The organism is Pseudomonas sp. PA-6-3C (genome assembly GCF_021605825.1).
GTDB lineage: Bacteria > Pseudomonadota > Gammaproteobacteria > Pseudomonadales > Pseudomonadaceae > Aquipseudomonas > Aquipseudomonas edaphica.
Genome location: NZ_WKDV01000001.1, coordinates 219,514 through 245,017 on the forward strand (window position 1 = coordinate 219,514; position 25,504 = coordinate 245,017).

The 25,504-nt window shown below is 59.2% G+C and carries 32 protein-coding genes and 1 pseudogene; 19 read left to right on the forward strand and 14 right to left on the reverse strand.

Annotated elements, in window-relative coordinates; all coding sequences use genetic code 11:
• Positions 1-128 precede the first annotated feature (128 nt).
• Genes GIW48_RS01060 through GIW48_RS01080 form a run of 5 tightly spaced genes read left to right on the forward strand, consistent with a single transcriptional unit; the run spans position 129 to position 3,888 of the window.
• A complete protein-coding gene (locus GIW48_RS01060) occupies positions 129-524 on the forward strand; it encodes a FagA protein (RefSeq protein WP_138449097.1) in 396 nt (131 codons plus the stop codon).
• Complete coding sequence (locus GIW48_RS01065; protein WP_099548386.1) at positions 517-1,893, forward strand: class II fumarate hydratase; 1,377 nt, start codon at positions 517-519, stop codon at positions 1,891-1,893. Before GIW48_RS01060 ends, GIW48_RS01065 begins: the two co-directional genes overlap by 8 nt.
• Before the next feature lie 27 nt (positions 1,894-1,920).
• Complete coding sequence (locus GIW48_RS01070) at positions 1,921-2,349, forward strand: hypothetical protein (RefSeq protein ID WP_017138243.1); 429 nt, start codon at positions 1,921-1,923, stop codon at positions 2,347-2,349.
• A 1-nt stretch (position 2,350) separates the two neighbouring features.
• Entirely contained in the window at positions 2,351-2,962 is a 612-nt protein-coding gene (locus tag GIW48_RS01075) for a superoxide dismutase (RefSeq protein ID WP_017138242.1), read from the forward strand.
• 32 nt (positions 2,963-2,994) lie between these two features.
• Positions 2,995-3,888, forward strand: coding sequence for a ZIP family metal transporter (locus GIW48_RS01080; protein WP_236460312.1), 894 nt, complete (start codon positions 2,995-2,997; stop codon positions 3,886-3,888).
• Positions 3,889-3,925: 37 nt separating this feature from the next.
• On the opposite strand, the gene GIW48_RS01085 is transcribed toward GIW48_RS01080, so the two are convergent.
• From GIW48_RS01085 to GIW48_RS01130, 10 genes are all read right to left on the reverse strand, one after another.
• Entirely contained in the window at positions 3,926-4,198 is a 273-nt protein-coding gene (locus GIW48_RS01085) for an HPr family phosphocarrier protein (RefSeq protein WP_017138240.1), read from the reverse strand.
• Between the two features lie 16 nt (positions 4,199-4,214).
• Positions 4,215-5,072: an RNase adapter RapZ gene (rapZ, locus tag GIW48_RS01090; RefSeq protein WP_017138239.1), complete on the reverse strand. Its 858-nt coding sequence runs from the start codon at positions 5,070-5,072 to the stop codon at positions 4,215-4,217.
• A gap of 2 nt (positions 5,073-5,074) precedes the next feature.
• Positions 5,075-5,539 (reverse strand): PTS IIA-like nitrogen regulatory protein PtsN, encoded by a 465-nt coding sequence (ptsN, locus tag GIW48_RS01095; protein ID WP_017138238.1) that lies wholly within the window; start codon positions 5,537-5,539, stop codon positions 5,075-5,077.
• 12 nt (positions 5,540-5,551) lie between these two features.
• Complete coding sequence (gene hpf / locus GIW48_RS01100; RefSeq protein ID WP_017138237.1) at positions 5,552-5,857, reverse strand: ribosome hibernation-promoting factor, HPF/YfiA family; 306 nt, start codon at positions 5,855-5,857, stop codon at positions 5,552-5,554.
• 75 nt (positions 5,858-5,932) lie between these two features.
• Positions 5,933-7,426 (reverse strand): RNA polymerase factor sigma-54, encoded by a 1,494-nt coding sequence (locus GIW48_RS01105; protein ID WP_017138236.1) that lies wholly within the window; start codon positions 7,424-7,426, stop codon positions 5,933-5,935.
• A 184-nt stretch (positions 7,427-7,610) separates the two neighbouring features.
• Positions 7,611-8,336: an LPS export ABC transporter ATP-binding protein gene (gene lptB, locus GIW48_RS01110; protein ID WP_016974288.1), complete on the reverse strand. Its 726-nt coding sequence runs from the start codon at positions 8,334-8,336 to the stop codon at positions 7,611-7,613.
• Positions 8,336-8,908: a lipopolysaccharide transport periplasmic protein LptA gene (lptA, locus tag GIW48_RS01115; RefSeq protein WP_099548390.1), complete on the reverse strand. Its 573-nt coding sequence runs from the start codon at positions 8,906-8,908 to the stop codon at positions 8,336-8,338. The genes lptB and lptA overlap by 1 nt, the downstream gene beginning before the upstream one ends.
• Entirely contained in the window at positions 8,895-9,467 is a 573-nt protein-coding gene (gene lptC, locus GIW48_RS01120; protein WP_017138234.1) for an LPS export ABC transporter periplasmic protein LptC, read from the reverse strand. The genes lptA and lptC overlap by 14 nt, the downstream gene beginning before the upstream one ends.
• A gap of 8 nt (positions 9,468-9,475) precedes the next feature.
• Positions 9,476-10,000: a KdsC family phosphatase gene (locus GIW48_RS01125; RefSeq protein WP_017138233.1), complete on the reverse strand. Its 525-nt coding sequence runs from the start codon at positions 9,998-10,000 to the stop codon at positions 9,476-9,478.
• Positions 10,001-10,975, reverse strand: a complete 975-nt coding sequence (locus tag GIW48_RS01130; RefSeq protein ID WP_017138232.1) for a KpsF/GutQ family sugar-phosphate isomerase — start codon at positions 10,973-10,975, stop codon at positions 10,001-10,003.
• Positions 10,976-11,262: 287 nt separating this feature from the next.
• On the opposite strand from GIW48_RS01130, the gene GIW48_RS01135 reads away from it, so the two are divergent.
• From GIW48_RS01135 to murA, 7 genes are all read left to right on the forward strand, one after another.
• Positions 11,263-12,072 carry an ATP-binding cassette domain-containing protein gene (locus GIW48_RS01135; protein ID WP_005784851.1) on the forward strand — a complete coding sequence of 270 codons (810 nt, stop codon included), beginning with the start codon at positions 11,263-11,265 and terminating at the stop codon, positions 12,070-12,072.
• On the forward strand, positions 12,072-12,869 hold the full coding sequence (gene mlaE, locus GIW48_RS01140) for a lipid asymmetry maintenance ABC transporter permease subunit MlaE (RefSeq protein ID WP_017138231.1): 798 nt from the start codon (positions 12,072-12,074) through the stop codon (positions 12,867-12,869). Before GIW48_RS01135 ends, mlaE begins: the two co-directional genes overlap by 1 nt.
• Complete coding sequence (mlaD, locus tag GIW48_RS01145; protein WP_010170575.1) at positions 12,869-13,336, forward strand: outer membrane lipid asymmetry maintenance protein MlaD; 468 nt, start codon at positions 12,869-12,871, stop codon at positions 13,334-13,336. Before mlaE ends, mlaD begins: the two co-directional genes overlap by 1 nt.
• 11 nt (positions 13,337-13,347) lie before the next feature.
• Entirely contained in the window at positions 13,348-14,001 is a 654-nt protein-coding gene (locus tag GIW48_RS01150; RefSeq protein WP_017138230.1) for an MlaC/ttg2D family ABC transporter substrate-binding protein, read from the forward strand.
• The gene (locus GIW48_RS01155; RefSeq protein ID WP_138453435.1) at positions 13,998-14,303 is read left to right on the forward strand and encodes an STAS domain-containing protein; all 306 of its coding nucleotides are present in this window, start codon (positions 13,998-14,000) and stop codon (positions 14,301-14,303) included. Before GIW48_RS01150 ends, GIW48_RS01155 begins: the two co-directional genes overlap by 4 nt.
• 114 nt (positions 14,304-14,417) lie before the next feature.
• Positions 14,418-14,657, forward strand: a complete 240-nt coding sequence (locus GIW48_RS01160; protein WP_017138228.1) for a BolA family protein — start codon at positions 14,418-14,420, stop codon at positions 14,655-14,657.
• A 23-nt stretch (positions 14,658-14,680) separates the two neighbouring features.
• Entirely contained in the window at positions 14,681-15,946 is a 1,266-nt protein-coding gene (gene murA, locus GIW48_RS01165; protein ID WP_017138227.1) for a UDP-N-acetylglucosamine 1-carboxyvinyltransferase, read from the forward strand.
• A 24-nt stretch (positions 15,947-15,970) separates the two neighbouring features.
• Here the strand turns inward: murA and GIW48_RS29810 are convergent.
• Positions 15,971-16,066, reverse strand: a pseudogene (locus GIW48_RS29810) (N-acetyltransferase); the annotation flags it as partial.
• A gap of 116 nt (positions 16,067-16,182) precedes the next feature.
• Between GIW48_RS29810 and hisG the strand changes: the two are divergent.
• The 3 genes from hisG to hisC all read left to right on the forward strand — a co-directional run bounded on the left by hisG (position 16,183) and on the right by hisC (position 19,321).
• Complete coding sequence (hisG, locus tag GIW48_RS01170) at positions 16,183-16,818, forward strand: ATP phosphoribosyltransferase (RefSeq protein ID WP_003188599.1); 636 nt, start codon at positions 16,183-16,185, stop codon at positions 16,816-16,818.
• 127 nt (positions 16,819-16,945) lie between these two features.
• A complete protein-coding gene (gene hisD / locus GIW48_RS01175) occupies positions 16,946-18,265 on the forward strand; it encodes a histidinol dehydrogenase (RefSeq protein WP_017138226.1) in 1,320 nt (439 codons plus the stop codon).
• A 3-nt stretch (positions 18,266-18,268) separates the two neighbouring features.
• A complete protein-coding gene (hisC, locus tag GIW48_RS01180) occupies positions 18,269-19,321 on the forward strand; it encodes a histidinol-phosphate transaminase (protein ID WP_099548395.1) in 1,053 nt (350 codons plus the stop codon).
• 69 nt (positions 19,322-19,390) lie between these two features.
• Here hisC and GIW48_RS01185 read toward each other — a convergent pair whose 3' ends face one another.
• A complete protein-coding gene (locus tag GIW48_RS01185) occupies positions 19,391-20,665 on the reverse strand; it encodes a uracil-xanthine permease family protein (protein ID WP_017138224.1) in 1,275 nt (424 codons plus the stop codon).
• 2 nt (positions 20,666-20,667) lie between these two features.
• The gene (gene upp, locus GIW48_RS01190; RefSeq protein WP_017138223.1) at positions 20,668-21,306 is read right to left on the reverse strand and encodes a uracil phosphoribosyltransferase; all 639 of its coding nucleotides are present in this window, start codon (positions 21,304-21,306) and stop codon (positions 20,668-20,670) included.
• A 164-nt stretch (positions 21,307-21,470) separates the two neighbouring features.
• On the opposite strand from upp, the gene GIW48_RS01195 reads away from it, so the two are divergent.
• The 4 genes from GIW48_RS01195 to GIW48_RS01210 all read left to right on the forward strand — a co-directional run bounded on the left by GIW48_RS01195 (position 21,471) and on the right by GIW48_RS01210 (position 23,498).
• Entirely contained in the window at positions 21,471-22,028 is a 558-nt protein-coding gene (locus tag GIW48_RS01195) for a hypoxanthine-guanine phosphoribosyltransferase (RefSeq protein ID WP_003216150.1), read from the forward strand.
• Positions 22,029-22,031: 3 nt separating this feature from the next.
• Positions 22,032-22,499 (forward strand): WbuC family cupin fold metalloprotein, encoded by a 468-nt coding sequence (locus GIW48_RS01200; protein ID WP_138451630.1) that lies wholly within the window; start codon positions 22,032-22,034, stop codon positions 22,497-22,499.
• Between the two features lie 35 nt (positions 22,500-22,534).
• Positions 22,535-23,020: a hypothetical protein gene (locus GIW48_RS01205; protein ID WP_138451632.1), complete on the forward strand. Its 486-nt coding sequence runs from the start codon at positions 22,535-22,537 to the stop codon at positions 23,018-23,020.
• Between the two features lie 190 nt (positions 23,021-23,210).
• Complete coding sequence (locus GIW48_RS01210) at positions 23,211-23,498, forward strand: PA4642 family protein (RefSeq protein ID WP_017138220.1); 288 nt, start codon at positions 23,211-23,213, stop codon at positions 23,496-23,498.
• Between the two features lie 92 nt (positions 23,499-23,590).
• Here the strand turns inward: GIW48_RS01210 and mqo are convergent, their stop codons facing one another.
• On the reverse strand, positions 23,591-25,099 hold the full coding sequence (gene mqo, locus GIW48_RS01215) for a malate dehydrogenase (quinone) (protein WP_138451634.1): 1,509 nt from the start codon (positions 25,097-25,099) through the stop codon (positions 23,591-23,593).
• Positions 25,100-25,504: the final 405 nt, after the last annotated feature.

Consider the following 25,504-nt stretch of genomic DNA (forward strand, 5'->3'; position numbering starts at 1 on the left):
GACGCTTCATCAAAAAGGCACGCCATCCTCAAGATGGCGTGCCTTTTTTAATGGCTGCAATTTGCTGCTCTTGTTTTGATTCTCAATATCATTTAATAATAAATATCATTACCGAATGAGCGTGGATCATGAGTTCTGTCCTGCATGAGGATCCGTACCTGGAAAGTTGGCGTTGGATGAGTCGTCAGATTCGCTGCGGCCTTGATCCTAATGAACCGCGACTGATCGAACATTACCTCAACGAAGGGCGATACCTGGCGTGCTGCACCGCGACCCATCCGTGGACGATCGCCGAAACGTCATTCCGCCTTTTGATCGACACCGCGGGCGACATCGCCTTGCCCTGGCACTGGCGATCCATGTGCCTGGACCAGGCCTGGCGCCCACTTCGCGACCTGGAAAAACTTTCCCACTGTGCCTGCCGCCTCAAGCGCTGGCAGACCTTTGCCTGGCAATTGGCGACCTGCGAATTGCTGCCGTCTATTTCTCACTCCGACCTGGTGCAAGGATCAAACGATGAGTAACACCCGTATCGAACGCGACAGCATGGGCGAGCTGCAAGTGCCTGCCGAGGCTTTGTATGGCGCGCAGACCCAGCGCGCGGTGAACAATTTTCCGATCAGTCATCAACGCATGCCGGCGCAATTCATTCGCGCCCTGATCCTGGCCAAGGCCGCCGCCGCGAAGGTCAATGTCGACCTCAAGCAAATCAGCGAAGGGCAGGGCAAGGCCATCGTTGACGCGGCCCAGGGCTTGCTCGAAGGCAACTTCATGCCGCACTTCCCGGTGGATATTTTCCAGACAGGCTCCGGCACCAGCTCGAACATGAATGCCAACGAAGTGATTGCGACCTTGGCCAGCCGTTTGCTGGGTGAAGCGGTTAACCCCAATGATCATGTGAACTGTGGCCAAAGCAGCAACGACATTATCCCAACCACCATCCACGTCAGCGCAGCCTTGGTGCTGCATGAGCAAACGCTGCCGGCCTTGCTGCACTTGGTGCAAGTCATCGAGCAAAAGGGCGAAGAGGTCCACCCGTTCATCAAGACCGGCCGAACGCACCTGATGGACGCCATGCCGGTGCGCATGAGCCAGGTGCTTAATGGTTGGGCGCAACAGCTCAAGGCCAATATCGGCCATTTGCAGGATTTGCTGCCGAGCTTGCAGGCGCTGGCACAGGGTGGCACGGCGGTTGGTACCGGGATCAATGCGCACCCCGAATTTGCTGCGCGTTTCAGTCAGCAACTGAGCATCCTTAGCGGGGTGAAATTCACCCCCGGCAAGAACCTGTTCGCGCTGATCGGCTCCCAGGACACCGCCGTTGCCGTTTCCGGCCAGTTGAAAGCCACTGCGGTATCGCTGATGAAAATCGCCAACGACCTGCGCTGGATGAACTCCGGCCCGCTCGCAGGCTTGGGTGAAATCGAATTGGAAGGCTTGCAGCCAGGCTCCTCGATCATGCCGGGCAAGGTCAATCCAGTGATTCCGGAGGCCACCGCCATGGTTGCCGCCCAGGTCATCGGCAATGACACGGTGATCACTGTGGCGGGTCAGTCCGGCAACTTCGAGCTGAACGTGATGCTGCCGATCATCGCCCAGAACCTGCTTAGCAGCCTCGAATTGCTGGCCAATGCCAGCCTCCTGCTGGCCGACAAAGCCATCGCCAGCTTCAAGGTCAACGAAGCCAAGCTTAAGGAAGCGCTGTCGCGCAACCCGATCCTGGTCACCGCACTCAACCCGATCATTGGTTACCAAAAGGCCGCTGAAATCGCCAAGAAGGCCTATCAGCAAGGCCGCCCGGTGATCGATGTCGCTCTTGAGCACACCGACTTGTCACGTAGCCAACTGGAGATCCTGCTGGACCCGGAAAAGCTCACGGCCGGCGGCGTGTAATCACCGACCCTGCTTTGGAGGCGCACCATGGAGCACTGGAAACGCACGATCGAACGGGCCAATCGCTGTTTTATGGCGGGCGAGCTGGTCGACGCTCGTGAGGCCTATTTGCAAGCCCTGGCCCTGGCGCAAGTGTTGTTCGAGCGTTGGGCGGATGCCGACGAAGCAGTGGCGGCTTGCGTCATTTCCCACCACAACCTGGCGGACCTGCACCTGCGCCTGAACCAGCCGGAGGAAAGCGCGGAATACCTGTGCGCCATTCACCAACGGCTGTTGCAGACCATGCAGGACCCGCGTCTGAACCCGCAATTGCGCGAGGCGGCGCTGCGCCAGAGCAGCAAGACCTACGTCGAACTGTTGAATTTCATCAGCGATCACGGCGAGTACCCGCGTACCCATCGCCTGCTGGGCGGTACTGCGGCGCAACCGATCACTCCACACTACGGAGCACATTGATATGACCTACACCTTGCCTGCCCTGCCTTACGCCTACGACGCCCTGGAGCCGCATATTGATGCGCAAACCATGGAGATTCACTACACCAAGCATCACCAAACCTACATCAACAACCTCAATGCAGCGGTCGAAGGCACGGAGTTTGCGGGTTGGCCGGTAGAGAAGTTGGTGTCCAGCGTGCAGCAACTGCCGGAAAAACTGCGTGCTGCCGTGATCAACCAAGGGGGTGGTCACGCCAACCACTCGTTGTTCTGGGCGGTGATGTCTCCAAAGGGCGGCGGTAAACCTGACGGCGCACTGGGCAAAGCCATCGACGAGCATTTGGGCGGCTTCGACAGTTTCAAAGAGGCCTTCACCAAGGCCGCCTTGACCCGCTTCGGCAGCGGCTGGGCATGGCTGAGTGTCACCCCGCAGAAGACACTGGTGGTGGAAAGCAGTGGCAATCAGGACAGCCCGTTGATGAGCGGCAACACGCCAATACTGGGCCTGGACGTGTGGGAGCACGCCTATTACCTGCTGTATCAGAACCGTCGCCCGGAATACATCAACGCCTTTTATAGCGTGATCAACTGGCCGGAAGTCGCCGCACGCTACCAGGCCGCCCTGGCCTGATATTCAACCTATAACAAGATCTAAGGCCGACTATGGGCACTGAAACACTGGCGATCAGCAGCGGGCGAATGTTTCGTTATGCGTTTGGCTCGCTGTTGCTGTTGGCAGGGACTGCATTGCTGGTGGCCCATGGGCTGGCCTGGCTAAACCTTGAACCGCGTATCCTGCGCGCCTTGCAGGGCGGCGCTATCTGCGCGCTCGGCACGGCACTGGGCGCGGTGCCCGTGCTGGTCATACGCCGCATGCCGGTAGCGCTGAGCGATACCTTGCTGGGCTTCGGTGCCGGGGTAATGTTGGCGGCGACGGCTTTCTCGTTGATCGTACCGGGCATTGCGGCTGCCGAAGGCCTGGGGCTCTCGCCTTGGGGCGCCAGTGGTTTGATCAGCTTCGGCATCATGCTGGGGGCGTGCGGGCTGTATCTGGTAGACCGCAAGGTTTCCGGTGCGAGCCCGGAAATGCTGGTGGGTACGTCGGATAAACCCGTGATTGCGCCGCGTATCTGGTTGTTTGTGTTCGCCATCATTGCTCACAACATTCCGGAAGGTATGGCAGTGGGTGTTTCTGCCGGTGGCGGCATGCCGGACGCCGACAGCCTGGCCATGGGCATTGCCTTGCAGGATGTGCCGGAAGGTTTGGTGATTGCACTGGTGCTGGCTGGGGCGGGCATGTCGCGGGTCAAGGCGTTCTTGATCGGCGCCGCGTCAGGCTTGGTCGAGCCGGTGTTTGCCGTGCTGTGTGCGTGGTTGGTGAGCCTGGCTGAGGTTCTGTTGCCATTGGGGCTTGCGCTGGCGGCGGGGGCTATGTTGCTGGTGGTGACTCACGAAGTGATCCCGGAATCGCGCCGCAACGGTCACGAAAAGCTTGCCAGCCTGGGGTTGTGCATCGGGTTTTGTTTGATGATGGTGATGGATACCGCATTAGGGTGAGGCCATTGCAGCCTCACACCTGTCTCAAAGGGTGGGTTTACTCACCCTCGTCAAAGTAGTTGTTGATCAACTTGACCAGGGCGTCCATCGCTTCCTGCTCTTGTTCGCCTTCCGTCTTCAAGTGAATCTTGGTGCCCTTGCCCGCAGCCAGCATCATCATGGCCATGATGCTTTTGCCGTCGACCATCGATTCCGGCGTGCGCCCGGCGCGGATCTGGCAAGGGAACTGCCCGGCAACGCCGACAAATTTGGCCGAGGCGCGGGCGTGCAGGCCCAGCTTGTTGATGATTTCAATTTCCAGAGCGGGCATCGCGGGGGTGTTCCTTTCAGCTAAGGTCGCGGTGGCGAACCTGGACGTTCTTGAGGGTTTGTTGCAGCACCTGGCCCAGGCGTTCGGTCAGGTAGACGGAACGGTGGTGGCCGCCGGTGCAGCCGATGGCAATGGTGACATAAGCCCGATTACTTGCGGCAAAGCGCGGTAACCATTTGAGCAGGTAGCTGGAGATATCCTGGAACATCTCCTCGACATCCGGTTGCGCAGCCAGGTACTCGGCTACTGGCTGGTCCAAACCAGACTGGTCACGCAGCTCCGGCTTCCAGTAGGGGTTGGGCAGGCAGCGCACGTCGAACACCAGGTCGGCATCCACCGGCATCCCGCGCTTGAACCCGAACGACTCAACCAGAAAGGCCGTGCCTGGTTCCGGCTGGTTCAGCAGGCGCAGCTTGATGGCATCGCGCAACTGATACAGGTTGAGGTCCGTGGTGTTGATCTTGAGATCCGCGAGGTCAATGATCGGCCCCAGCAGCGTGGTCTCATCCTCTATGGCTTCGGCCAGGGAGCGATGCGGGCTGCTGAGAGGGTGACGTCGACGGGTTTCGGAGAAACGCTTGAGCAGCGTCTCCTCGTCGGCATCCAGGTACAGCACATCGCAATGAATATGCTTGGCGCGTACTTCCTCGAGCAGTTGCGGGAAGCGCTCGAGGTGGCTGGGCAGGTTGCGGGCGTCAATCGAGACGGCCACCAGTGGCTGCGGCAGTTCAGTGTGGATCAGGGCGCGTTCGGCCAACTCCGGCAGCAGGCCCGCCGGCAGGTTGTCGATGCAGTAGAAACCGTTGTCCTCAAGAACATTGAGGGCGGTGCTTTTACCCGAGCCAGAGCGGCCGCTGACGATGATCAAACGCATGGTTACTGCCCGCTTTGCTCATCGAGTACAACCTGATAAAGCGCCTCGTTGCTGCTGGCACTGCGCAGTCTGTCGCGTACTTCTTTGCGGTCGAGCATGCTGGCTATCTGCCGAAGCAGTTCCAGGTGCGCATCGGTGGCGGCTTGCGGGACCAGCAGAACGAACAGCAGGTCAACCGGGGCGCCGTCGATGGCGTCGAAATCGATGGGGGCTTCGAGGTGGAGCAGGGCGCTGACGGGTGTCTCGCAGCCTTTGAGGCGGCAATGAGGAATGGCGATGCCGTTGCCAAAACCGGTTGAACCGAGTTTTTCACGGGCGATCAGCGCGTCGAATACATCCTGCATCTCCAGATCCGGCACTTCGCGCGCGATCAGGTTGGCAATTTGTTCGAGGGCTTTCTTTTTGCTGCCGCCCGGCACGTTCACAAGGGAACGGCCGGGGGTCAGGATAGTTTCAAGTCGGATCATGGGTGGGGAGTGTTAGCGGCCTGTGCCTTGAAGAAGGCTCTGCTGCTTTTCCTTATGCTTTTTAAGTTGGCGGTCAAGCTTGTCAGTCAAGGCATCAATTGATGCATACATGTCTTCATGCTCGGCATTGGCGACTACTTCGCCACCGGGTATCTGGAGAGTCGCCTCAATTTTCTGCTGAAGCTTGTCGACCTTCATGATGACTTGCACATTGGTGATTTTGTCGAAATGACCCTCAAGCCGTTTCAGCTTCTGCTCGACGTATTCGCGCAATGGAGGGGTGACTTCTACATGGTGTCCACTGATGTTGACTTGCATACAGCTTCTCCTTCGTTGCCAGTGCATAAAGCGATGGGTAGGAATACCCACCACTGGAACGCTATGGCCCGCCCGTCACATCAAACGCTTACGCTCGCTGGAAGGCGCGATCCCGAGGGACTCGCGGTACTTGGCGACGGTTCGACGGGCGACCTGAATGCCTTGTGCCTCCAGTAAACCAGCGATCTTACTGTCACTCAATGGCTTTTTCTGATTTTCCGCCGCAACCAGTTTTTTGATGATCGCGCGGATCGCCGTGGACGAGCATTCACCGCCTTCGGAGGTGCTGACGTGGCTGGAGAAAAAGTATTTCAGCTCATAAATACCCCGTGGGGTATGCATGAATTTCTGCGTGGTTACCCGTGAAATCGTCGATTCATGCATACCTACCGCTTCGGCAATGTCGTGCAGAACCAGTGGCTTCATCGCCTCATCGCCATATTCCAGGAAGCCGCGCTGGTGCTCGACGATCTGGGTGGCCACTTTCATCAGGGTTTCGTTACGGCTTTGCAGGCTCTTGATGAACCAGCGCGCTTCCTGCAACTGGTTGCGCATGAAGGTGTTGTCGGCACTGGTGTCGGCGCGGCGCACAAAGCCTGCGTATTGTGGGTTGACCCGCAGGCGAGGCACCGATTCCTGGTTCAACTCCACCAGCCAGCGTTCGTTGTCTTTGCGCACGATCACGTCAGGCACGACATATTCGGCTTCGCTGGACTCGATCTGCGAGCCGGGGCGCGGGTTGAGGCTCTGTACCAGCTCGATGACCTGGCGCAGGTCGTCTTCCTTGAGCTTCATGCGGCGCATCAACTGGCTGTAGTCGCGGCTGCCCAGCAGGTCGATGTAGTCGGTGACCAGGCGCTGGGCTTCGGCGAGCCACGGGGTCTTGGCCGGCAGTTGGCGCAGTTGCAGCAACAGGCATTCGCTTAAGGTGCGAGCGCCAATGCCGGCAGGCTCGAACTGTTGGATGCGATGCAGGACGGCTTCGATTTCGTCCAGTTCGATGTCCAGTTCCGGGTCGAAGGCTTCAAGAATCTCGTCGAGCGTTTCGTCCAGGTAGCCCTGATTGTTGATGCAGTCGATCAGGGTTACGGCGATCAGGCGATCGGTATCGGACATCGGCGCCAGGTTCAGTTGCCACAGCAAGTGGCTCTGCAGGCTCTCACCGGCGGACGTGCGAGTGGTGAAGTCCCACTCGTCGTCGTCATTGCTGGGCAGGCTGCTGGCGCTGGTCTGGTAGACGTCTTCCCAGGCGGTGTCCACGGGAAGCTCGTTGGGAATGCGTTCGTTCCATTCACCTTCCTCAAGGTTGTCCACCGTAGGGGCGGTTTCCTGATAGGACGGTTCCTGCACGTCGGGGTTGGGTTTTTGCTCGATGTTGTCGGCCAGCGGGTCTGCATTGTCGAAGTCGTCGCCTTCTTCCTGGCGTTCGAGCATCGGATTGGACTCCAGGGCCTCCTGGATTTCCTGTTGCAGGTCCAGGGTCGACAATTGGAGCAGGCGGATGGCCTGTTGCAGCTGCGGTGTCATCGTCAGCTGCTGGCCCATTCTCAGGACTAGCGATGGTTTCATGGCAGGGGCTTAACACCTTATTCGCCGGCGCAATGCGCCATCCACGACAGGGCGCGTGAGCGCCAAACATAAGCAAATTATATGCCTGATATCAGGGGCTTTGCCTAGAGCGCGGTAACAATAAAAAAACTGAGGTTTTTATTGACTTGCACGCGCCCCGGGCAATGGCCTGATACCACCGTGTTTACAGGCGGAACTCGTGACCCAGATACACTTCCTTCACCAGTTCATTGGCCAGGATAGTGGCGGAGTCACCTTCTGCAATCAGTTGCCCATCGTTAACGATATAGGCGGTTTCGCAGATATCGAGGGTCTCACGCACGTTGTGGTCGGTGATCAATACACCGATGCCCTTGGCCTTGAGGTGATGGATGATCTGCTTGATATCGCCAACCGAGATCGGGTCGACACCGGCAAAAGGTTCGTCCAGCAGGATGAACTTCGGCGCGGTAGCCAGTGCACGTGCGATTTCCACACGGCGACGCTCGCCACCGGACAAGCTCATGCCGAGGTTGTCGCGGATGTGGTTGATATGGAACTCCTGCAACAGGCTTTCCAGCTCTTTGCGACGGCCGTCACGGTCGAGTTCCTTGCGGGTCTCGAGGATCGCCATGATGTTGTCGGACACCGACAGTTTGCGGAAGATCGATGCTTCCTGGGGAAGATAGCCGATGCCGGCGCGTGCACGACCGTGCATGGGCTGGTGGCTTACGTCCAGGTCGTCAATCAATACACGGCCCTGATCCGCCTGGACCAGGCCAACAATCATATAGAAGCAGGTGGTCTTGCCGGCGCCGTTGGGGCCGAGCAAGCCGACGATCTGGCCGCTGTCGATCGACAGGCTGACGTCGCGTACGACCTGACGGCTTTTATAAGCTTTGGCCAGATGCTGGGCTTTCAGGGTTGCCATCAGTTCGTCTTCTTCGCAGCGGGTTTTGGCGCAGGGGCGGCAGCGTCTTTCTGCTTCGGCTGGATAACCATGTCGATGCGCGGCTTCGGTGTGCCGATTTTTGTGCCATTGGCGCGACCGGCGGTAGCGATCTGCTTGACGGTGTCGTAGGTGATTTTTTCACCTTCGGTGGTATTGCCGTCAGTACTGACAACCCGTGCCTGGTCAATCAGGATAATGCGGTTCTGCTGGGCGTGATACTGGATGGTCTTGCCGTAGCCTTTCATCGGTGCTGGGTCGGCAGCCGCCTGCTTCTGTTCGAAGTAAGCCAGGTTGCCCACCGAAGTCACCACGTCGATGTCGCCAGCCGGGGTGCGAGTCAGCGTTACCGTGTTGCCGGTAATCTTCATCGAGCCCTGGGTGATGATCACGCCACCGGTGTAGGTCGCGACGCCTTGTTTATCATCCAGCTGCGCATCGTCAGCCGAGATATGGATCGGTTGCTGGCTATCGTTCGGCAGAGCCCAGGCGCTCACGCTTCCCAGTGCTGCGCCCAGACCGAGCAAAATAGGGAGGGTTTTAACGAGCCTCATACTGTCCTCTTACGTTCGATAGCAGGTGTATCCTGCTTTCTTTCAAATACGCTTTCATTCCCTTGCCAGTCGATACACCGCCAGCGCCGTCAATTCTAACGTCTTGCTCGGTCTGCGCATATTGCTGTTGTGGGAAAACGGTCATGCGACTGCTGGTGATGATGGTGTCACGCTTGTGTTCATCGGTGCGCGCAACGCGTACCGAGTCGATCAACTCAACCTGGGTGCCGTCCGCATTGACCTCGCCACGTTTGCTGGTGACGTGCCACGGAAAGTCGGTGCCGCGGAACAGGTTCAGGTCCGGGTTGGTCAGCAAGCTGACGTCGGAGGCTTTGACGTGCTCCACCTTATCGGAGGTCATCTCGTATTGGACCTTGCCGTCAGGCATGAACTGCACCGTATAGGCATTGGTGGCGAAATTGTCGATCAGCCCCTCGTCAACCTGTGCTACAGGCTTGTCGAGAAAGCGCTCCGGGCTGATATTCCAGTAGCCCACCGCCAGGAACAGCGCGGCGATGACCCCGAATAACAGGAAGTTGCGAATCTTTTTGCTCAGCATAAAACGCTCTATAAGTAGGCGGCGTGGGCCGCTTCAAGACTGCCTTGGGCACGCAGGATCAATTCGCAGAACTCGCGGGCAGCGCCTTCACCGCCACGTGCGACAGTAATGCCATGGGCGTGTTCACGAACAAACGCCGCTGCATTGGCGACGGCCATGCCCAGGCCCACTCGGCGAATGACCGGCAGGTCAGGCAGATCATCACCCAGGTACGCAACCTGCTCATAGCTTAGGTTGAGTTGGCCAAGAAGCTCGTCCAGAACCACCAGTTTATCCTCACGGCCTTGATACAGGTGAGGAATCCCCAGGTTTTGTGCGCGGCGTTCCACAACCGGTGTCTTTCGACCACTGATAATTGCCGTTTGCACACCGGCGGCCATCAACATTTTGATGCCCTGGCCGTCGAGGGTGTTAAAGGTCTTGAATTCGCTGCCATCTTCGAGAAAGTACAGGCGGCCGTCGGTCAGCACGCCGTCCACGTCGAAAATCGCCAGTTTGATGTGTTTGCCGCGTTGCATCAGGTCGCTGGTCATTTACATCACTCCCGCACGCAGCAAGTCGTGCATGTTCAGGGCGCCGATCGGGCGGTCGTCACTATTGACCACCACCAGCGCGCCAATCTTATGGTCTTCCATGATCTTCAGCGCTTCGGCTGCAAGCATCTCGGGGCGGGCGGTCTTGCCGTGGGGCGTCATCACCGCATCAATGGTCGCGGTGTGGATATCGATGGTGCGGTCCAGGGTGCGGCGCAGGTCGCCGTCGGTGAAGACTCCGGCCAGACGCCCGTCGGCTTCCAGGATTACGGTCATGCCCAGGCCCTTGCGAGTCATTTCCATCAGCGCGTCTTTGAGCAAGGTGCCGCGTTGCACGTGGGGCAGCTCATCCCCCGAGTGCATGACGTTTTCCACTTTGAGCAGCAGGCGACGACCCAGCGCGCCGCCCGGGTGCGAAAACGCGAAGTCTTCAGCGGTAAAGCCACGAGCTTCCAGCAACGCCACGGCCAGGGCGTCGCCCATGACCAGGGCGGCGGTGGTGGAGGAGGTCGGTGCCAGGTTAAGCGGGCAGGCTTCGTGGGCCACGTGCACGTTCAAATTGACTTCGGCAGCCTTGGCCAGCGTGGATTCCGGGTTGCCGGTGAGGCTGATCATCTTGATGCCCAGGCGCTTGATCAAGGGCAGCAAGGTCACGATTTCGTTGGTGGTGCCCGAGTTCGACAGCGCCAGGATAATGTCATCCTTGGTGATCATGCCCATGTCACCGTGGCTGGCTTCGGCCGGGTGCACGAAAAACGCCGTGGTCCCGGTGCTGGCCAGGGTGGCGGCGATCTTGTTGCCGACGTGGCCGGATTTGCCCATGCCGACCACCACAACGCGGCCCGTGCTGGCCAGAATCATCTCGCAGGCGCGTACGAAATCTGCGTCGATATGGGCCAGTAAACCTTCTACGGCTTCAAGCTCGAGGCGGATGGTGCGTTGTGCGGATTGAATAAGGTCGCTGGATTGGCTCATGTCTGAAATCGTATAGCCTGACGAAAAGTCGGCGATTATAGCGGTAATGATCAAATCCCTCACGCTAGTTATTCTGCAGGTGCCTGGGATTTATGCTCAGCCACGTGTTTTCCCTGTCCCGAATCTGAACAAGCGCTGTTCCGGCCTTGGGGGCTCTGTACCAGCAGTGATATAGTTCGCCGCCAGTTCGGTCGGCCCACCCCATGCCGCTAACTTTTGTGCATCTGTTGCAAACGAAAGTCGCAAGCATGGTGTCTGAGTGAAAGGCTGCATCCCAAGGAGATTAGATGAGTGCCGATAACGCCTACGCGGTCGAGCTGAAGGGTCTTACCTTCAAGCGCGGTTCGCGCAGCATCTTCAATAACGTCGATATTCGCATTCCCCGCGGCAAAGTCACGGGCATCATGGGGCCTTCCGGTTGCGGCAAGACCACTTTGTTGCGCCTGATGGGCATGCAATTGCGGCCCAGCGCCGGCGAAGTGTGGGTCAACGGCCAGAACCTGCCGACCCTGTCGCGCAGCGATCTGTTCGATGCGCGCAAGCATATGGGCGTGCTGTTCCAGAGCGGTGCCCTGTTTACCGACCTCGACGTTTTCGAAAACGTAGCGTTTCCGCTGCGGGTGCATACCCAGCTGTCCGATGAAATGATTCGTGACATTGTGCTGCTCAAACTGCAAGCCGTGGGCTTGCGCGGTGCCATCGACCTGATGCCCGACGAGTTGTCCGGTGGCATGAAGCGTCGTGTTGCGCTGGCGCGGGCTATTGCTCTCGATCCGCAGATCCTCATGTATGACGAGCCGTTCGTAGGCCAGGACCCGATCGCCATGGGCGTGCTGGTGCGCCTGATCCGCCTGCTCAACGATGCGTTGGGGATCACCAGCATCGTGGTTTCCCACGACCTGGCCGAAACCGCGAGCATTGCTGACTACCTTTATGTGGTCGGCGATGGCCAGGTGCTGGGGCAGGGTACGCCTGAAGAACTGATGAACGCTGATAACCCGCGCATTCGCCAATTCATGACCGGCGATCCCGATGGCCCGGTGCCTTTTCATTTTCCGGCAGCGGACTACCGCTCAGATCTTCTGGGGAAGCGCTGATGCGCAAGACATCTTTACTCGAGAAGGTTCGCCTTTTCGGCCGTTCCGGCATCGACTTGGTCGAGGTCCTGGGGCGTTCGACAATTTTTCTGTTTCACGCGCTGCTCGGGCGTGGCGGCATTGGCGGCGGTTTTGGCCTGTTGTTGAGACAGCTGCATTCGGTGGGCGTGATGTCCCTGGTCATCATCGTGGTGTCCGGGATATTCATCGGTATGGTGCTGGCGTTGCAGGGGTTCAATATCCTCTCCAGCTACGGTTCGGAGCAGGCAGTCGGGCAGATGGTTGCCCTGACGCTGCTGCGTGAGCTGGGGCCGGTGGTCACCGCTTTGCTGTTCGCTGGCCGTGCGGGTTCTGCATTGACCGCCGAAATCGGCAACATGAAGTCCACCGAGCAGTTGTCCAGCCTGGAAATGATCGGCGTGGACCCGCTCAAATATATTGTTGCCCCGCGCCTGTGGGCCGGCTTCATATCCCTGCCGCTGCTGGCGATGATTTTCAGCGTGGTGGGCATCTGGGGTGGTTCGTGGGTGGCGGTTGACTGGTTGGGCGTCTATGACGGCTCCTACTGGGGCAACATGCAAAACAGCGTGACCTTCAGCGGCGACGTGCTCAATGGCATCATCAAAAGCATCGTTTTCGCCTTTGTAGTGACCTGGATCGCCGTATTCCAAGGCTATGACTGTGAGCCCACTTCAGAAGGGATCAGTCGCGCCACCACCAAGACCGTTGTGTACGCCTCGCTGGCGGTACTGGGCCTTGACTTCATTTTGACCGCCTTGATGTTTGGAGATTTCTGATGCAAAACCGCACTGTGGAAATCGGTGTCGGCCTTTTCTTGCTGGCTGGCATCCTGGCTTTACTGTTGCTCGCCCTGCGAGTCAGCGGCCTTTCGGCCAGCCCCACCGCCGATACTTATAAGCTTTACGCGTACTTCGACAATATTGCTGGTTTGACGGTCAGAGCTAAAGTGACCATGGCCGGTGTAACCATCGGCAAGGTCACGGCAATCGATCTGGATCGCGACAGCTTCACTGGCCGGGTGACCATGCAAGTCGACAAGAAGGTAGATAATCTGCCGACTGACTCCACTGCATCTATCCTCACTGCTGGGCTGCTGGGCGAGAAGTACATCGGCATCAGCGTGGGTGGGGAAACAGCCCTGCTCAAGGATGGTTCGACAATCCACGACACACAGTCGTCGCTGGTGCTTGAAGACTTGATCGGTAAATTCCTGCTCAATACGGTCAATAAAGACGCCAAATGAGGAACCTGTTCATGATCTCTACCTTGCGACGTGGCCTGCTGGTGCTGCTGGCAGCGCTGCCGCTGATGGCTAATGCCGCTGCCGGCGGTTCTGCGCACGATCTGGTGCAGGACACCACCAACAAGATGTTGGCTGACCTGACTGCCAACAAAGAGCAGTACAAGCAAGACCCGACCAGGTTTTACGAAGCACTGAATACCATTGTGGGCCCGGTGGTCGATGCCGAAGGCATTTCCCGCAGCATCATGACGGTCAAGTATTCGCGCAAGGCTACCCCTGCGCAAATGCAAACATTCCAGGAAAACTTCAAGAAGGGCCTGTTCCAGTTCTACGGCAACGCCCTGCTGGAGTACAACAACCAAGGTATTACCGTCGCCCCAGCCGGGGATGAGTCGGGTGATCGCACCAGCGTTAACATGAGCGTCAAAGGCAATAACGGCGCCATCTACCCTGTGCAGTACACGCTGGAGAAGGTCAACGGCGAGTGGAAACTGCGCAACGTGATCATCAACGGCATCAACATCGGCAAGCTGTTCCGCGATCAGTTCGCTGATGCGATGCAGCGTAATGGCAATAACCTGGACAAAACCATCAATGGTTGGGCCGGTGAAGTCGCCAAAGCCAAGGAAGAAACCGACAAACAAGCCGGGAAGCCTGCGCAATGACCGAGTCGGCTGTTCGTCTGGGTGACGCCGGCGAGTTGTTCCTCAGTGGCGTGCTGGATTACCGCACCGGGCCTGACCTGCGCAAGCAGGGTCAGGCGCTGATCAACAGCAGTAACGCACCTGCGTTGGTGCTTGATTGCTCGGCGGTGACCAAGTCCAGCAGCGTCGGCTTGTCGTTGTTGCTGTGCTTCATGCGTGATGCGCAAGCCGCCAGGAAGCCGGTCAGCATCCGCTCAATGCCCGAAGACATGCGTGAAATCGCTCAGGTTTCCGGTATTACCGAACTGTTGGCGCATCCTTAATACACATTATTAAAGAAGCCCCCCGTCAGAGTCCTGCTATGCGGGGTTCGCAGGCGCGGGGCTTTTTTGTATGATGTGCGACCCGTGCGCACTGGGCGCCGATAGAGGTTGAGCATGCAGGCCCTAGAAGTTAAAAGCTTCCTTGAAGGAAAGCTGCCGGAAACGATCGTAGAAGTTGAAGGCGAAGGCTGCAATTTCCAGCTGAACGTGATTAGCGATGAACTGGCGAAATTGAGCCCGGTCAAGCGTCAACAGCAGATCTATGCCCATTTGAACCCGTGGATCACCGATGGCAGCATCCACGCGGTTACTATGAAATTTTTCAGCCGCGCGGCCTGGGCCGAGCGTACCTGAGCCCCCAAGGCGTCGAGATTCTTATGGATAAATTGATTATTACCGGTGGTGCCCGCCTCGATGGCGAGATCCGCATTTCCGGTGCAAAAAACTCCGCCTTGCCGATCCTGGCAGCGACCCTGCTGTGCGATGGCCCGGTAACTGTGGCCAACCTGCCGCACCTGCACGACATTACCACCATGATCGAGCTGTTCGGTCGCATGGGTATTGAGCCGGTGATCGACGAGAAGCTGTCTGTCGAAATCGACCCGCGCACCATCAAGACCCTGATCGCGCCGTACGAACTGGTGAAAACCATGCGTGCCTCGATCCTGGTGCTGGGCCCGATGGTTGCCCGTTTTGGCGAAGCTGAAGTAGCACTGCCTGGCGGTTGCGCGATTGGTTCGCGTCCTGTCGACCTGCACATCCGTGGCCTTGAAGCCATGGGCGCGGTCATCGACGTCGAAGGCGGCTACATCAAGGCCAAGGCGCCGGAAGGCGGTTTGCGCGGTGCCAACTTCTTCTTTGATACCGTCAGCGTTACCGGTACCGAGAACATCATGATGGCTGCCGCCCTGGCGAACGGTCGCAGTGTGCTGCAAAACGCAGCGCGCGAGCCTGAAGTAGTCGACCTGGCCAACTTCCTGATCGCCATGGGTGCCAACATCACCGGCGCCGGCACCGACACCATCACTATCGACGGTGTGAAGCGTCTGCACTCGGCCACCTACAAAGTGATGCCGGACCGTATCGAGACCGGCACCTACCTGGTTGCCGCTGCCGTTACCGGTGGCCGCGTCAAGGTCAAGGACACCGATCCGACCATCCTGGAAGCCGTGCTGGAAAAACTCAAGGAAGCCGGTGCTGAAATCACTACCGGTGAGGACTGGATCGAGCTGAACATGCACGGCAAGCGGCCAAAAGCCGTAAACGTGCGTACGGCTCCTTACCCGGCGTTCCCGACCGACATGCAGGCGCAGTTCATTTCCTTGAACGCGATTGCCGAAGGCACAGGCGCCGTGATCGAGACCATCTTCGAAAACCGCTTCATGCACGTGTATGAACTGCACCGCATGGGCGCCAAGATCCAGGTCGAAGGCAACACCGCCATCGTTACCGGCATCGACAAGCTCAAGGGCGCGCCAGTGATGGCGACCGACCTGCGTGCCTCGGCCAGCCTGGTGATTTCGGCGTTGTGCGCCGACGGCGACACCTTGATCGACCGCATCTACCACATCGACCGTGGTTACGAGTGCATCGAAGAAAAGCTGCAGATGCTCGGCGCTAAAATCCGCCGCGTACCGGGCTAGCTCCTGGAACTGTAAACACCGTCACCTGTGGCGAGGGAGCTTGCTCCCGCTGGACTGCGCAGCAGTCCCGTTCTTGGGGGCCGCTTCGCGACCCAACGGGAGCAAGCTCCCTCGCCACAGGTCTGTGTTTGCTGTTAGCTGAATTTGTTTCAAATCGAGGCTGTAATGGCCTCGATCTGTGTCTGGCGCCGTTTGCGACCGGACAGCAATAGCCTGATGAAGGACTGACGTTTCCCATGTTGACCATCGCACTGTCCAAGGGCCGCATCCTTGACGACACTTTGCCGCTTCTGGCTGAAGCGGGCATCGTGCCAACCGAGAATCCGGACAAGAGCCGCAAGCTGATCATCCCCACGACCCAGGACGATGTGCGCCTGCTGATCGTGCGGGCTACCGACGTGCCGACCTACGTTGAGCATGGCGCCGCCGACCTCGGTGTTGCCGGTAAAGACGTGTTGATGGAGTACGGTGGCCAGGGCCTGTACGAGCCGTTGGACCTGCGTATTGCCCTGTGCAAGCTGATGACCGCCGGCCGTGTCGGTGACGTTGAGCCTAAAGGCCGCCTGCGCGTGGCCACCAAGTTCGTCAACGTCGCCAAGCGCTACTACGCCGAGCAAGGCCGTCAGGTCGACATTATCAAGCTCTACGGCTCGATGGAGCTGGCGCCGCTGATCGGCCTGGCCGACAAAATCATCGACGTGGTCGACACCGGCAACACCCTGCGCGCCAACGGCCTCGAACCCCAGGACTTCATTGCCGACATCAGCTCCCGCCTGATCGTCAACAAAGCTTCGATGAAGATGCAACATGCCCGTATCCAGGCGTTGATCGACACCCTGCGCAAGGCAGTGGAGTCTCGACACCGCGGTTGACTCACCCGCGCGGCCTTAGGCCGCGCCCGTCTATCCGCCTCATAGCCAGAATTCTCAGGTGCCCAAGCGGAAATGACTGCTAGTTTAGGGCGCCTGAGTTTTTGCCAATTCTATTGAGGCCCTCGCTATGACCACGTCCACTGCAATTGCCCGACTCAACGCTGCCGACCCGGATTTCGCCCATCATCTGGATCATCTGCTGAGCTGGGAAAGCGTGTCTGACGACTCGGTCAACCAGCGAGTGCTCGACATCATCAAGGCCGTGCGCGAGCGCGGTGATGCGGCGCTGGTGGATTTCACCCGTCAGTTCGATGGCCTGGACGTGAAGTCCATGGCCGACCTGATCCTGCCCCGTGAACGCTTGGAGCTGGCGCTGACACGCATCACTGCACCCCAGCGCGAAGCCCTGGAAGTGGCGGCGGCGCGGGTGCGCAGCTACCACGAAAAACAGAAACAGGATTCCTGGAGCTACACCGAAGCCGACGGCACCGTGCTGGGCCAAAAAGTCACGCCGCTGGACCGCGCCGGTCTGTACGTGCCCGGCGGCAAGGCCTCGTATCCGTCATCGGTACTGATGAACGCGATTCCGGCCAAAGTGGCGGGCGTGACCGAAGTGGTCATGGTGGTGCCGACCCCGCGTGGTGAAATCAACGAGCTGGTGCTGGCCGCTGCCTGCATCGCCGGTGTCGACCGCGTGTTCACCATTGGTGGTGCGCAAGCTGTTGCAGCCCTGGCCTACGGCACCGAAAGCGTGCCGAAGGTCGACAAGGTGGTTGGCCCCGGCAACATCTATGTCGCCACCGCCAAGCGCCACGTGTTTGGCCAGGTCGGTATCGACATGATCGCCGGCCCTTCGGAAATTCTCGTGGTGTGTGATGGCCAGACCGACCCGGACTGGATCGCCATGGACCTGTTTTCCCAGGCCGAGCACGACGAAGACGCCCAGGCGATTCTGGTCAGCCCGGACGCCGAGTTCCTCGACAAAGTCGCCGCCAGCATCAACAAACTGCTGCCGACCATGGAGCGCGCCGAGATCATCGAGAAGTCGATCAATGGCCGTGGTGCGCTGATTCTGGTGCGTGACATGGAACAGGCCATCGAAGTGGCCAACCGCATTGCGCCAGAGCACTTGGAGTTGTCCGTAGCCGACCCACAGGCCTGGCTGCCGTTGATCCGCCACGCCGGTGCGATCTTCATGGGCCGTCACACCAGCGAAGCCCTGGGCGACTACTGCGCCGGCCCCAACCACGTGCTGCCGACGTCCGGCACCGCGCGGTTCTCGTCGCCGCTGGGGGTGTATGACTTCCAGAAGCGCTCGTCGATTATCTTCTGCTCGCCACAAGGCGCCTCCGAACTGGGCAAGACTGCCTCGGTGCTGGCCCGTGGTGAATCGCTGAGCGCTCACGCGCGTAGCGCCGAATATCGCATCCTTGAAGAGGGGAAATGAGGCATGAGCAAATTCTGGAGCCCCTTCGTCAAGGACCTCGTGCCTTACGTACCCGGCGAACAACCGAAGCTGACCAAACTGGTCAAGCTCAACACCAATGAAAACCCCTACGGCCCATCGCCCAAGGCGCTGGCGGCGATGCAGGCCGAGTTGAACGACAACCTGCGTTTGTACCCCGACCCCAACAGCGACCTGCTCAAGCAGGCCGTGGCCAAGTACTACGGCGTTGACGCCGGCAAAGTGTTCCTCGGCAACGGTTCCGACGAAGTGCTGGCGCACATCTTCCACGGCCTGTTCCAGCACGACTTGCCGCTGCTGTTCCCGGACATCAGCTACAGCTTCTACCCGGTGTACTGCGGCCTGTATGGCATCAAGTCCGCCCCGGTGCCGCTGGACGAGCAATTCCAGATCCGCGTGGCCGACTACGCCAAGCCCAATGGCGGAATCATCTTCCCCAACCCGAACGCGCCGACCGGCTGCGTGCTGGCGCTGGATGCAGTGGAGCAGATCCTCAAGGCCAGCCCGGATTCGGTGGTGGTGGTCGATGAAGCCTATATCGACTTCGGCGGCGAAACCGCCATCAGCCTGGTGGATCGCTACCCGAACCTGCTGGTGACCCAGACTCTGTCCAAATCGCGCTCACTGGCCGGTTTGCGTGTAGGCCTGGCCGTGGGCCACCCGGACCTGATCGAGGCGCTGGAGCGGGTCAAGAACAGCTTCAACTCCTACCCGCTGGATCGCCTGGCGATTGTCGGCGCGGCGGCGGCTTTTGAGGACCGTGAGTACTTCGAGAAAACGTGCAAGCGGGTGATCGACAGCCGCAACACGGTGGTCGCGCAGTTGCAAGGCAAGGGCTTTGAAGTGTTGCCTTCAGCGGCCAACTTCATCTTTGCCCGTCACCCACGGCACGACGCCGCGGGTTTGGCCGCAAAGCTGCGTGAGCAAGGCGTGATCGTGCGGCACTTCAAGCAGGAGCGGATTGCCCAGTTCCTGCGGATCAGCATCGGTACGCCGGAGCAGAACCAGGCGCTGATCGATGGCCTCGGCGAACTCTAAGCCACACTAAAGATAAAAAAATGTGGGAGCTGGCAAGCCAGCTCCCACATTTTTTTTGCGTTGAGCCAGTTAGATCAACGGCTCATCCGGCTTCTTGTTCTTCCAGCCATCATTGCCCGGCAGCAGCAGGTTCAAACCAATCGCTACCACCGCACACAGGGCGATGCCCTTGAGGCCGAAATCATCCGGGCCAGTGCCGGTGCCGACCAGCACACCGCCAATCCCGAACACCAAAGTCACCGACACAATCACCAGATTGCGCGCCTCACCCAGGTCGATCTTGTGGCGGATCAACGTGTTCATGCCAACCGCCGCAATCGAGCCGAACAGCAGGCACAGAATCCCGCCCATCACCGGTACCGGGATGCTTTGCAGCAACGCGCCGAACTTGCCGATAAACGCCAGGCTGATGGCAAACACTGCCGCCCAGGTCATGATTTTCGGGTTGTAGTTCTTGGTCAGCATCACTGCGCCCGTCACTTCGGCGTAAGTGGTGTTTGGCGGGCCGCCGAACAGGCCGGCAGCGGTGGTGGCAATCCCGTCACCCAGCAGGGTGCGGTGCAGGCCGGGCTTCTTCAGGTAATCGCGACCGGTCACGCTGCCCACCGCAATCACACCGCCGATATGCTCGATCGCCGGGGCCAGGGCCACCGGGACGATAAACAGGATGGCCTGCCAGTTGAACTCCGGCGCGGTGAAATGGGGCAGGGCGAACCACGGCGCGGCGGCGATCTTCGCCGTGTCGACCACACCAAAGTAGAACGACATGGCAAAGCCGACCAGCACGCCGGAGATAATCGGCACCAGGCGGAAAATGCCTTTGCCGAATACCGCGACGATCAAGGTGGTCAGCAGCGCCGGCATCGAAATCAGCATCGCCGTCTGGTAATGGATCAGCTCGCTGCCATCGCCGGCTTTGCCCATTGCCATATTGGCGGCAATCGGCGCCATGGCCAGACCGATGGAAATGATCACCGGGCCAATCACCACCGGCGGCAGCAGGCGGTCGATGAAGCCCGTGCCTTTGACCTTAACAGCCAGGCCCAGGAAGGTATAAACGAAACCGGCCGCCATCACCCCGCCCATGGTCGCCGCGAGGCCGAACTGGCCTTTGGCGAGAATGATCGGGGTGATAAACGCAAAGCTCGATGCCAGGAATACCGGCACCTGCCGCCCTGTCACCACCTGGAACAGCAGCGTGCCCAGGCCTGCGGTGAACAGTGCGACGTTTGGATCAAGACCTGTGATCAGTGGCATCAACACCAGCGCGCCAAATGCTACAAACAGCATTTGTGCGCCAGACAGGATCTGGCGCCAAAGCGGGTCGTTGAATTCATCCTGCATGCTCACGCGTCCTTCTGCTTGGTGCCGAAGATCTTGTCACCGGCATCGCCCAGGCCTGGGATGATGTAGCCGTGTTCGTTCAAGCGCTCGTCGATGGAGGCGGTGTAGATCTGCACGTCCGGGTGAGCCTTTTCGACGGCAGCGATGCCTTCGGGGGCAGCCACCAGCACCATGGCGCGGATGTCCTTGCAACCGGCTTTTTTCAGCAGGTCGATGGTGGCAACCATGGAACTGCCGGTGGCGAGCATCGGGTCGATGATCATTGCCAGGCGTTCGTTGATTTCCGGGACGAGTTTTTCCAGGTAGGTGTGCGCCTGCAAGGTTTCTTCATTGCGAGCCACGCCCACGGCGCTGACTTTGGCGCCCGGGATCAGGCTGAGCACGCCTTCGAGCATGCCGATACCGGCGCGCAGGATAGGCACCACGGTGATTTTCTTACCGGCGATTTTCTCTACTTGTACGGGACCGGCCCAACCGGGGATCTCGTAGGTTTCCAGCGGCAAATCCTTGGTCGCTTCGTAAGTCAGCAGCGCTCCGACTTCCTGAGCAAGCTCACGGAAATTCTTCGTGCTAATGTCGGCACGGCGCATAAGGCCGAGTTTGTGTCGGATCAGCGGGTGGCGGATCTCGCGAGTGGGCATGGGAAAGGCTCCGGCGGCGGGCAAAAAAACCGGCCTAGATTAATCTATCCGAGGGTGTTGTCCTATAGACATCTAGTACGTTAGTCCATTAAGGCTTGATCGTTGCGCCTCACATGCGTACCTTTGCCCGCTTTTCTTGCCACAGCACCCCCTTGGAGAGCGCCATGTCCGCTGATCTCGAGCATATCCGTCAAATCATGCGCGAGGCTGACTGCCTGTACACCGAAGCGCAAGTCGAAGAAGCGATCGCCAAGGTCGGCGCACACATCAGCCGCGAAATGGCCGACACCAACCCGGTGGTCTTCTGCGTGATGAACGGCGGCCTGATTTTCGCCGGCAAATTGCTGACTCATCTGCAATTCCCGCTGGAAGCCTCCTACCTGCACGCCACCCGTTATCGCAACGAGACCAGCGGCGGCGACCTGTTCTGGAAAGCCAAGCCGGAAGTGTCGTTCATCGACCGCGACGTGCTGATCATCGACGACATCCTCGATGAAGGTCACACCCTGGGCGCGATCATCGACTTCTGCAAACATGCCGGCGCGCGCAAAGTGCACACCGCCGTACTGATCGACAAAGACCACGACCGCAAAGCCCGTCCGGACCTCAAAGCCGATTACGTCGGCCTGCCGTGCATTGACCGCTACATCTTCGGCTACGGCATGGACTACAAAGGCTACTGGCGTAACGCCAATGGCATCTACGCGGTTAAAGGGATGTAAACCATGGTGCGCTTTCTTGATCAGACGCTGTTCGCGCAATTGGCCGAGAAAGCCGCCGCCAGCCCTCGCGGCCGGCACCATCACAACCTCCATCAGATGGAAGAGCCCTGCCATCGCCTGGCCGTTGGCCTGCAACCCGACACCTATGTGCCGCCGCATCGGCACCTGCGTGCCGACAAGGCGGAAACCCTGTTGGTGCTCAAGGGCAGCCTCGGCTTACTGGTGTTCAGCGATACCGGCGAGGTGATTGCCAAGCGCATTCTGCAGGCGGGCGGTGAGTGTGCAGGCGTCGATCTGCCGCCAGGCGTGTTTCATGGCCTGGTGGTGCTGGAGCCTGACAGTGTGATGTTTGAATGCAAGGCCGGGCCGTATCGCCCGATAGGCGAGGGCGAGTCACCCGACTGGGCGCCCCGCGAAGGCGATTCCGGTGTGGCCGAGTATCAACGCTGGATGCTCGCCCAGTTCGATTGAGCTACAGTGCTCGGCCTTCTTCTACGGAGCGGCCCATGAGCCTGTTAACACGCACCTGCGCCGCCCTGGCGTTGACTCTCAGTTTGCCACTGGCTGCCGCGCCCGCGCCGATGCACAGCCAGTTCCTGCCGCCCGATGACCTGACCCTGCGTGCGCAAACGCCCGACCAGCAGCAACTGCTGCAAGTTACCGAGTATGCGGTGGTGGTGGGTAGCCAGCGGCAGTCGACGCAACAGCCAATTCCGGTGACCTCGCCGTTGATGATCCGCCTCAAGGGGAAATCCCTGAACAAGGGCGCGACGATCAGTCAGGTGGTGCTCAATTTTGATGCCGAAAGCAAAAGCCTGAAAAAGCCGATGTTCGATGACGCCAGCAAAACCCTGACCCTGTCTTACCCAATGGCGCAATATCGAGTGATTGTCGACCTGCTGCGCAATGACACGGTGTATGTGCAGTTCCTCAGTTATGCCAATGGGCATATCTGGGCGGATCTGCACACAGGGGCCGTACGCGCAAAGTAATTAAGCCGAATGCAGTCAATGTGGGAGCTGGCTTGCCTGCGATGGCGGCGGGTCAGTTGGCCCAACTGTCACTGATGCACCGCTATCGCAGGCAAGCCGGCTCCCACATGAGTGTTTGGTTGTTTTCGAAGGTGGTGTCTGGCAGGTAGACTCCCAATCCCGTGTAAATGTCTGCAGGCTGGAGTCGGTAATGCGTAAAGATAAGAAACAGGTGATTGGTGACGAGATCGGCGACGACCAGATCAAGTTGTTCCTGGATTTTGAGCCAGTCGACGCGACTTCACCGTCCCTGCACAAGCTGATCAAGGCCTACCGTGGCCTGCGTATCGACGACTTCGAGCGCTTCCTGGGCTTTTTCAAGGAAGCTGGCCTGGACCTGGATGGTAAGGACGAGCACGGCAAGACCTTCGTCGAGCTGATCAAGGACCAGCGCAACGCGCCTGAGTACATCGAGCTGATCGAAAACGCTCGCGGCTGATTATCCCGGCCACAAAAAAACGCCCCGAAGGGCGTTTGATCGTTCCCACGCTCCGCGTGGGAATGCCTCCACTGACGCTCCGCGTCAAGACCTCAAGCGAAGCTTTCAGCCTCGTTGCTTTGCGCAACCAGCTCCAGGCTGATGTTGTTCTGCGCATTGATCTTGCGATACAGCTCAGCGTCCGTCTCCAGCACTTTTTCCCTCGCCGGGAAGATCTCGTGCAGCTTGGCCGCCCACTCACCAGCAGCCTTGGCCGGGAAGCAGCGCTCGATCAGTTCCAGCATGATCGAAACCGTCACCGAAGCGCCTGGGGACGCGCCCAGCAGGGCCGCCAGCGAGCCGTCTTTGGCCGCGACCAGCTCGGTGCCAAATTGCAGCACGCCGCCTTTTTTCGGGTCTTTCTTGATGATCTGCACCCGTTGGCCGGCCACTTCCAGGCGCCAGTCTTCGGCTTTGGCTTGCGGGTAGAAGCGGCGCAGTGATTCCAGGCGCTGCTCCATGGACTGCATCACTTCGCTGACCAGGTATTTGGTCAGGTCCATGTTGTCGCGAGCGACCGCCAGCATCGGGCCGATATTGCCGGCGCGAACCGACAGCGGCAGGTCGAGGAACGAGCCGTGCTTGAGGAACTTGGTGGTGAAGCCGGCGTATGGCCCGAACAGCAGGGATTTCTGGCCATCGACCACGCGGGTGTCCAGGTGCGGCACGGACATCGGCGGCGAGCCCACGGCGGCCTGGCTGTAGACCTTGGCCTGGTGGTGCTTGACCACTTCCGGGTTGTCGCAACGCAGCCACTGGCCACTGACCGGGAAGCCGCCGAAGCCTTTGCTTTCTTCGATGCCCGAAGCTTGCAGCAGCGGCAGGGCCGCGCCACCGGCGCCGAGGAACACGAACTTGGCGTCGACTTCGCGGGTGTTGCCGCTGTTGACGTCCTTGATGCTCACGGTCCAGCCCGCGCCATTGCGCTTGAGGCCGGTAACGCGCTTGCTGTACTTGACCTGGGCATCCGGTGCGCTGGTCAGGTGCGACAGCAGTTGGTTGGTCAGGGCGCCGAAATTGACGTCGGTGCCGTTCATCACGCGGGTGGCCGCGATTTTTTCGTCGAGCGGGCGGCCCGGCATCATCAGCGGCATCCACTCGGCCATCTCATTGCGGTCTTCGGTGTAATGCATGTCCGAGAACGCATGGTGCTGGCTGAGGGTTTCAAAGCGTTTCTTGAGGAAAGACACGCCTTTGTCGCCTTGCACGAAGCTCAGGTGCGGCACCGGGCTGATAAAGGACTTGGACGAGCCAAAGGTGCCCTTTTTGGTCAGGTACGCCCAGAACTGCTTCGACACCTCGAACTGGGTGTTGATGTGCACGGCTTTCTTGATGTCGATGGAGCCGTCGCCAGCCTGCGGCGTGTAGTTCAGCTCACACAGCCCGGCGTGGCCGGTGCCGGCGTTGTTCCACGGGTTGGAACTCTCCGCGGCACCCGAATCCATCAGCTCAACGACTTCCAGCTTGAGGCCGGGGTCGAGCTCTTTGAGCAATACGGCCAGGGTGGCACTCATGATGCCGGCCCCTACCAGTACTACGTCGACTGCTTCGTTATGCGCCATTTAACGCGTCTCCAAAATCTGCAGCACCAAATTGACGGCATGGCTGCCAGGAGTGACGGGGCGGTTCACGTGTTGCCCCAGGTTACCCATGGCCAGGATCGCCATGTCCGTTTCGCAATTCTTTGCAACTTCAGCACACGCTTCCTGCCAGGCTAATCTGCCTATGAACGCATTCATGGGCGCCTGTGGCAATTCGACTTATGGTCAAAGCGTGCGATTTGTGCAATCAAACCGTAGCGGACAGGCTCAAGCTCCGGTGTTTGAGGAGTACTCGGTCCTGTGTGGTTGGGCTGTTCCAGACGCTGATGGTGCTTGTACAAACGCCAAACTATTCATTTGCTCGCCACACTCTTGTGAAGTTGTGAAAACCCGTTTTTTTCACGCTCTTTTGAAGACGTGAACCTC

Coding starts and splice junctions, on each gene's coding strand:
- GIW48_RS01105 (WP_017138236.1), bottom strand. CDS start 7,426: ATGAAACCATCGCTAGTCCTGAGAATGGGCCAGCAGCTGACGATGACA.
- GIW48_RS01075 (WP_017138242.1), top strand. CDS start 2,351: ATGACCTACACCTTGCCTGCCCTGCCTTACGCCTACGACGCCCTGGAG.
- hisC (WP_099548395.1), top strand. CDS start 18,269: ATGAGCAAATTCTGGAGCCCCTTCGTCAAGGACCTCGTGCCTTACGTA.
- GIW48_RS01060 (WP_138449097.1), top strand. CDS start 129: ATGAGTTCTGTCCTGCATGAGGATCCGTACCTGGAAAGTTGGCGTTGG.
- mqo (WP_138451634.1), bottom strand. CDS start 25,099: ATGGCGCATAACGAAGCAGTCGACGTAGTACTGGTAGGGGCCGGCATC.
- lptA (WP_099548390.1), bottom strand. CDS start 8,908: ATGAGGCTCGTTAAAACCCTCCCTATTTTGCTCGGTCTGGGCGCAGCA.
- mlaE (WP_017138231.1), top strand. CDS start 12,072: ATGCGCAAGACATCTTTACTCGAGAAGGTTCGCCTTTTCGGCCGTTCC.
- GIW48_RS01125 (WP_017138233.1), bottom strand. CDS start 10,000: ATGACCAGCGACCTGATGCAACGCGGCAAACACATCAAACTGGCGATT.
- rapZ (WP_017138239.1), bottom strand. CDS start 5,072: ATGCGTTTGATCATCGTCAGCGGCCGCTCTGGCTCGGGTAAAAGCACC.
- GIW48_RS01150 (WP_017138230.1), top strand. CDS start 13,348: ATGATCTCTACCTTGCGACGTGGCCTGCTGGTGCTGCTGGCAGCGCTG.
- hisG (WP_003188599.1), top strand. CDS start 16,183: ATGTTGACCATCGCACTGTCCAAGGGCCGCATCCTTGACGACACTTTG.
- ptsN (WP_017138238.1), bottom strand. CDS start 5,539: ATGATCCGACTTGAAACTATCCTGACCCCCGGCCGTTCCCTTGTGAAC.
- GIW48_RS01155 (WP_138453435.1), top strand. CDS start 13,998: ATGACCGAGTCGGCTGTTCGTCTGGGTGACGCCGGCGAGTTGTTCCTC.
- GIW48_RS01205 (WP_138451632.1), top strand. CDS start 22,535: ATGAGCCTGTTAACACGCACCTGCGCCGCCCTGGCGTTGACTCTCAGT.
- upp (WP_017138223.1), bottom strand. CDS start 21,306: ATGCCCACTCGCGAGATCCGCCACCCGCTGATCCGACACAAACTCGGC.
- murA (WP_017138227.1), top strand. CDS start 14,681: ATGGATAAATTGATTATTACCGGTGGTGCCCGCCTCGATGGCGAGATC.
- GIW48_RS01185 (WP_017138224.1), bottom strand. CDS start 20,665: ATGCAGGATGAATTCAACGACCCGCTTTGGCGCCAGATCCTGTCTGGC.
- GIW48_RS01210 (WP_017138220.1), top strand. CDS start 23,211: ATGCGTAAAGATAAGAAACAGGTGATTGGTGACGAGATCGGCGACGAC.
- lptC (WP_017138234.1), bottom strand. CDS start 9,467: ATGCTGAGCAAAAAGATTCGCAACTTCCTGTTATTCGGGGTCATCGCC.
- mlaD (WP_010170575.1), top strand. CDS start 12,869: ATGCAAAACCGCACTGTGGAAATCGGTGTCGGCCTTTTCTTGCTGGCT.
- GIW48_RS01080 (WP_236460312.1), top strand. CDS start 2,995: ATGGGCACTGAAACACTGGCGATCAGCAGCGGGCGAATGTTTCGTTAT.
- GIW48_RS01085 (WP_017138240.1), bottom strand. CDS start 4,198: ATGCCCGCTCTGGAAATTGAAATCATCAACAAGCTGGGCCTGCACGCC.
- hpf (WP_017138237.1), bottom strand. CDS start 5,857: ATGCAAGTCAACATCAGTGGACACCATGTAGAAGTCACCCCTCCATTG.
- hisD (WP_017138226.1), top strand. CDS start 16,946: ATGACCACGTCCACTGCAATTGCCCGACTCAACGCTGCCGACCCGGAT.
- GIW48_RS01135 (WP_005784851.1), top strand. CDS start 11,263: ATGAGTGCCGATAACGCCTACGCGGTCGAGCTGAAGGGTCTTACCTTC.
- GIW48_RS01160 (WP_017138228.1), top strand. CDS start 14,418: ATGCAGGCCCTAGAAGTTAAAAGCTTCCTTGAAGGAAAGCTGCCGGAA.
- GIW48_RS01070 (WP_017138243.1), top strand. CDS start 1,921: ATGGAGCACTGGAAACGCACGATCGAACGGGCCAATCGCTGTTTTATG.
- GIW48_RS01065 (WP_099548386.1), top strand. CDS start 517: ATGAGTAACACCCGTATCGAACGCGACAGCATGGGCGAGCTGCAAGTG.
- GIW48_RS01200 (WP_138451630.1), top strand. CDS start 22,032: ATGGTGCGCTTTCTTGATCAGACGCTGTTCGCGCAATTGGCCGAGAAA.
- GIW48_RS01195 (WP_003216150.1), top strand. CDS start 21,471: ATGTCCGCTGATCTCGAGCATATCCGTCAAATCATGCGCGAGGCTGAC.
- GIW48_RS01130 (WP_017138232.1), bottom strand. CDS start 10,975: ATGAGCCAATCCAGCGACCTTATTCAATCCGCACAACGCACCATCCGC.
- lptB (WP_016974288.1), bottom strand. CDS start 8,336: ATGGCAACCCTGAAAGCCCAGCATCTGGCCAAAGCTTATAAAAGCCGT.